Annotated in this window: 6 protein-coding genes; 1 reads left to right on the top strand and 5 read right to left on the bottom strand. The window is 62.6% G+C overall.

Annotation, left to right across the window (positions count from 1 at the left end):
- The 5 genes from EN781_RS25965 to EN781_RS34510 all read right to left on the bottom strand — a co-directional run.
- Positions 1–652, bottom strand: a 652-nt coding sequence (locus EN781_RS25965) for a 1-acyl-sn-glycerol-3-phosphate acyltransferase (protein ID WP_127400466.1), incomplete at its 3' end; no start/stop codon positions are given.
- Between the two features lie 85 nt (positions 653–737).
- Positions 738–2,714 carry a threonine--tRNA ligase gene (gene thrS / locus EN781_RS25960; RefSeq protein ID WP_126054258.1) on the bottom strand — a complete coding sequence of 659 codons (1,977 nt, stop codon included), beginning with the start codon at positions 2,712–2,714 and terminating at the stop codon, positions 738–740.
- A 153-nt stretch (positions 2,715–2,867) separates the two neighbouring features.
- Positions 2,868–3,686 carry a class D beta-lactamase gene (blaOXA, locus tag EN781_RS25955; protein WP_126054257.1) on the bottom strand — a complete coding sequence of 273 codons (819 nt, stop codon included), beginning with the start codon at positions 3,684–3,686 and terminating at the stop codon, positions 2,868–2,870.
- Between the two features lie 146 nt (positions 3,687–3,832).
- Positions 3,833–4,207 (bottom strand): membrane protein insertion efficiency factor YidD, encoded by a 375-nt coding sequence (gene yidD / locus EN781_RS25950; RefSeq protein ID WP_126054256.1) that lies wholly within the window; start codon positions 4,205–4,207, stop codon positions 3,833–3,835.
- Between the two features lie 67 nt (positions 4,208–4,274).
- The gene (locus EN781_RS34510) at positions 4,275–4,433 is read right to left on the bottom strand and encodes a hypothetical protein (protein WP_189347861.1); all 159 of its coding nucleotides are present in this window, start codon (positions 4,431–4,433) and stop codon (positions 4,275–4,277) included.
- A 93-nt stretch (positions 4,434–4,526) separates the two neighbouring features.
- On the opposite strand from EN781_RS34510, the gene EN781_RS25945 reads away from it, so the two are divergent.
- Positions 4,527–4,830, top strand: a 304-nt coding sequence (locus EN781_RS25945) for a LysR family transcriptional regulator (protein ID WP_127400465.1), incomplete at its 3' end; no start/stop codon positions are given.

Raw genomic sequence — 4,830 nt, 5'->3', positions numbered from 1 at the left:
CCAGATGGAACAGCCGTCCGTTCTGGCCGGAAAAATGCATCGGGATGACGGAAGCCCTGGCGTCCTGGATCAGCCGGGCCGGAAATATCTTCCAAGGCAGGTCGCGCGCCAGGCCAAATCCTTTCGGCGCGGTGGCGACGCCGCCGGCCGGGAAGACGATGATCGTGACACCTTCCTTCAACAGCCGCACCGCCTCATGGCGCACCGCCATGTTGTTCTTCACCGCTTCCTTGGTTTCGGAGAAGTCGATCGGCAGCGAGTAGGGTTCCATCTCGCGGATCTTGAGCAGGTCCTTGTGGATCATGACGCGGAACGGCCGTCCGAGCTGCTCGGCCAGCGAAAGCACGGCGATACCGTCGCCGATGCCGAACGGATGGTTGGCGACGATCACCAGCGGCGTGTCGGGCAGCATCGCCGGCGGCCATGGAGCGGCGTTCCGGACCTTGACGTCAATGAGCTCCAGCATGCGGCTGAACACGCGCTCGCCGCTCGGCGCCACCTGGCGCCGCCAGAAATCATAGAGCGCGGCAAAACGGTCGCGGCCGGACAGGCCCTCGACGGAATGGATGAACCAGCGCGTCAGCGCCGGCTGATGCGGGTTGGCGTAGGAAAGCTCGGGAAACGGTCTTTCCCGCAGTTTCAGCTTGAGCATCGCGGCTCGTTACAGCTTTGGCGTGACAGCCATGTGAAAATGGCGGTGGATCGCTCCACCGCCAAGCCATCGGGAATGTGCGGATTCAGGCAGCGCGTTTGCGCCTGCGATCCGGCGTTATCGCTTCCTCGCTCAATTGTGCGATCGCCTCGGCCAGGCCGAGCGATTCCTGGTCGCGCGACCCCAACCGGCGGACGTTGACCGTCTGCTCCTCAGCTTCGCGCTTGCCGCACACGAGAATGACGGGGACCTTGGCCAGCGAATGCTCGCGGACCTTGTAGTTGATCTTCTCGTTGCGCAGATCCGCTTCCGCCAGAAGCCCGGCGGCCTTGAGTTTGGCCACCACCTCATTCGCATAGTCGTCGGCATCGGATGTGATCGTGGCGACCACCACCTGCAGCGGCGCGAACCACAGCGGGAAATGGCCGGAATAGTTCTCGATCAGGATGCCGAGGAACCGCTCCATCGAGCCGCAGATGGCGCGATGCACCATCACCGGTTGCTTCTTTTCCGAATCCGATCCGATGTAGAAGGCGCCGAAACGCTCCGGCAGGTTGAAGTCGACCTGCGTGGTGCCGCACTGCCATTCGCGGCCGATGGCGTCCTTCAGCACATATTCGAATTTCGGGCCGTAGAACGCACCCTCGCCCGGGTTGATCGAGGTCTTGATGCGGTTGCCTGACCGTGTGCGGATCGTTTCCAGCACGCCGCTCATGATCTCCTCGGCATGGTCCCAGGCCTCGTCCGTGCCGACGCGCTTGTCCGGCCGCGTCGACAGCTTCACGCTGATCTCGTCGAAGCCGAAGTCGGCATAGGTCGACAGGATCAGGTCGTTGATGCGCAGGCACTCCGCCGCAAGCTGCTCCTCGGTGCAGAAGATATGCGCATCGTCCTGCGTGAAGCCGCGCACGCGCATCAGCCCGTGCAGCGCGCCCGAAGGTTCGTAGCGATGCACATTGCCGAATTCCGCAAGCTTGACGGGCAGATCGCGGTAAGACTTCAACCCATGCTTGAAGATCTGCACGTGGCCGGGGCAGTTCATCGGTTTCAGTGCGAACACCCGGTCGTCGTCGGTGTCGTCGCCGGCCACCGTCACCTTGAACATGGCGTCGCGATACCAGCCCCAGTGGCCCGATGTCTCCCACAGGCTCTTGTCCAGAACCTGCGGTGCGTTGACCTCCTGATAGCCCTGCTCGTCGAGGCGTCGGCGCATGTAGTTGACCAGGTTCTGGAACATCTTCCAGCCCTTGGCATGCCAGAAGACGACGCCGGGTCCCTCTTCCTGGAAATGGAACAGGTCCATCTCGCGGCCGAGCTTGCGGTGATCGCGTTTCTCGGCCTCCTCCAGCATCGTCTGGTAGGCGTCGAGCTGCGCCTGGTCGGCCCAGGCGGTGCCGTAGATGCGCGTCAGCATCGGGTTGTTCGAGTCACCACGCCAATAGGCGCCGGCGACCTTCATCAGCTTGAAGGCATTGCCGATCTGCCCGGTCGAGGCCATGTGCGGACCGCGGCAGAGGTCGAACCAGTCGCCCTGCGCGTAGATCTTCAGGTCCTGGTCGTCCGGAATGGCGTCGATCAGTTCCAGCTTGTAGCGCTCGCCCTTGTCGGCAAACACTTTCTTCGCCTTCTCGCGCGACCAGACTTCCTTGCTGAACGGCTTGTTGCGCTGGATGATCTCGCGCATCTTCTTCTCGATCACCGGGAAATCGTCCGGCGTGAACGGCTCGTTGCGGGCGAAGTCGTAGTAGAATCCGTTCTCGATCACCGGCCCGATGGTCACCTGCGTTCCCGGCCACAGTTCCTGCACGGCTTCCGCCAGCACGTGCGCGGCGTCGTGCCGGATCAGTTCCAGCGCCCGCGGATCCTCGCGGGTGATGATCTCGACCTTGCCGGGCTTGCCGAGCGGATCGGAAAGGTCGCGCACGGTGCCGTCGATGGCATAGGCCACCGCCTTTTTGGCCAGCGACTTCGAGATCGATTCGGCAAGGCCGGCGCCGGTCATCGCCGCGTCGTAGTCGCGGACGGAGCCGTCGGGAAATGTCAGGGAAACGGAATTCAGCATAGAGTTCTCCTATCCAGTCCCGCAAACGAGCGCGGGTGGTGAAATGCATGTCGCCCAAAGTGCAGTGGTTGGAGCATGCGCAAGAAGCCGGATGCGTCCGGCGGCGGCAGTCTTTTATGGGTAGATTTCAGCGCCGTAAAGCGCTCGTTCCGCCTATTTGATCAAGCCGGGCAGCTCTTTCAAGAACGCCGCGCGCGTCTTCAAGCCCTTGGGCATGTCGGTGCGGTTGGTGCCGACGACCAACCGGGCAAAGACGATCCGGCGCTCGCCTTTTTCAGCCCAGCCGACGAACCAGCCGAGCGAGCGCATGTCCTTGCCGCCATTGCCAAGCCTTGTGCTGCCGGTCTTGCCCTGCACTGCCCAGTTCCCTGCCTGGAAGCTCGGGACGATCGCTTCCGCCATCTGATGCGCCTTGGCAGAAACCGGCATCTTGCCGGCCAGCAGCCGGCGCAGGAAGGCGGTTTGCTCGACAGGCGATATCTCCAGCGAGGAGTTCACCCAGGAATGAGTGAGGCCGTCGTTCTTGCCGGCATCGCCGGTGACATCAGCGTTGCCGTAGCCGAATTTCGACACATAGCCGGCAAATCTTTCAGCGCCGAGCCGGCGGGTAATCTCGCGCGAATACCACAGGACCGAGTCTCTCTCCCAGATCGTCGGATCGACCGTCTTCCGGTCGCGCTTCACCGCGTTGAACTCGGGCTTGTAGTCCCAGTTCGGCGCGTGTTCGTCGGCGAGGATGCCGGCGTCAAAGCCGATCAGCGCCAGCGGCAGCTTGAAGGTAGAGGCCGGGCTGAAGCGTTGGTCGCAGGCACCGTCGCGATAGAGTGTGTCGCCGCTCGCCGCATCCTGGATCAGCGTGCATTCGATATCGCCGAGCGGCGCCGACTGTGCGCGCATCGGGAACCCGAGCAGCCAGGCCAGCAGGAAGAGAACGATGGCAAAAACGAACGGAAGGCGGTCTATCTGGCGCATGACGTTTCTCTCCTGAAGGGCGGCAGGAGCGTATTTATCCAAGCCTCTTGTCTCGATTTTGTCTCAAATGCGCGAGTTCACAGCAACATGCGGTTAACCTAACCAAATCGTTAAGGAAGCTTTGGCCGCCGCTCCTTGGCGGGCGCTCAGGCTTCGGGATTGCCGCGCTTCCTGCCGATCTGCCGATAGCGCCACGGCATGAACCATACGTAGCGCTTGGCGAGCGTCTCGGGCACGAGGTCGATGCCGTGTGTTCCGAACGGGCCGCAGCGCAACACCCGGAAAAACCCCATCCAGCCGCCGGCCCACAGGCCGTGGCGCGCGATCGCCTCATGCGCGTATTCGGAGCAGGTCGGCAAATGCCGGCAGGAATTGCCGACGAAGCCGGACAGCGTCAATTGATAGAGACGGACGAGCGACGTGCCGAAGACGCGGCCCGGCGTCTTGCGCCAAGGTCCCGGCCAGTTGCGCCCGCGCCGGGTCGGCCCGGCGCCGTGCGTATATCCAGGATAGTCGCTCATCTCTCCGCAGCCTGTTTCACTGCGCGATAGATGTGGGCTTCGCGCCGGGAACGCAATGGTCTTTGCCTCACGACCTCGAGCGGCGGACAGGATGCCGGTCGGTCCACTGGGCATGGTGAGAGGGAAGATCGCTGCGATCATGGTGGCGGTTCGGCGTGGCTGCGCCATGCCACTGGAATGTTGCGATCCGCATGACCTCGTTGAGAATGTCCAGAAGCTGGTTCATCGCAGTGCTCCTTTGAGCATCGATTGGACTACCGCTGGCCTTCCTCCTCAAACGAGTATAATTTCCTCCTCGGATAACCTGAGGTTATGCGAAATGAAACGAGGACGGCTGCCACTGACAGCGCTCAGGAGCTTCGAGACGGCCGGGCGACATTTGAGCTTCAGCCGCGCAGCGGAGGAGCTTTATGTCTCTCAGGCGGCGATCAGCCGGCAGATCCGCGAGCTCGAGACTTTCCTGCGCCAGCCGTTGTTTCACCGCCTGCATCGGCGGGTCGAACTGACGGATGCGGGGCAACGGTTGCTCGACCAATTGGTCAGAAGCTTCGACGACATCGACCGGGTGCTTTCGGATCTGGTGGCATCGCCGGCGCAATCGGTGGTCCGCGTCAGCGTTGAAC

Origin of the sequence: Mesorhizobium sp. M4A.F.Ca.ET.090.04.2.1 (genome assembly GCF_003999085.1) — a bacterium.
Lineage (GTDB): Bacteria > Pseudomonadota > Alphaproteobacteria > Rhizobiales > Rhizobiaceae > Mesorhizobium.
Note: the sequence above shows the minus strand (reverse complement) of the source record. Positions and strands in the feature narration are given on the sequence as shown.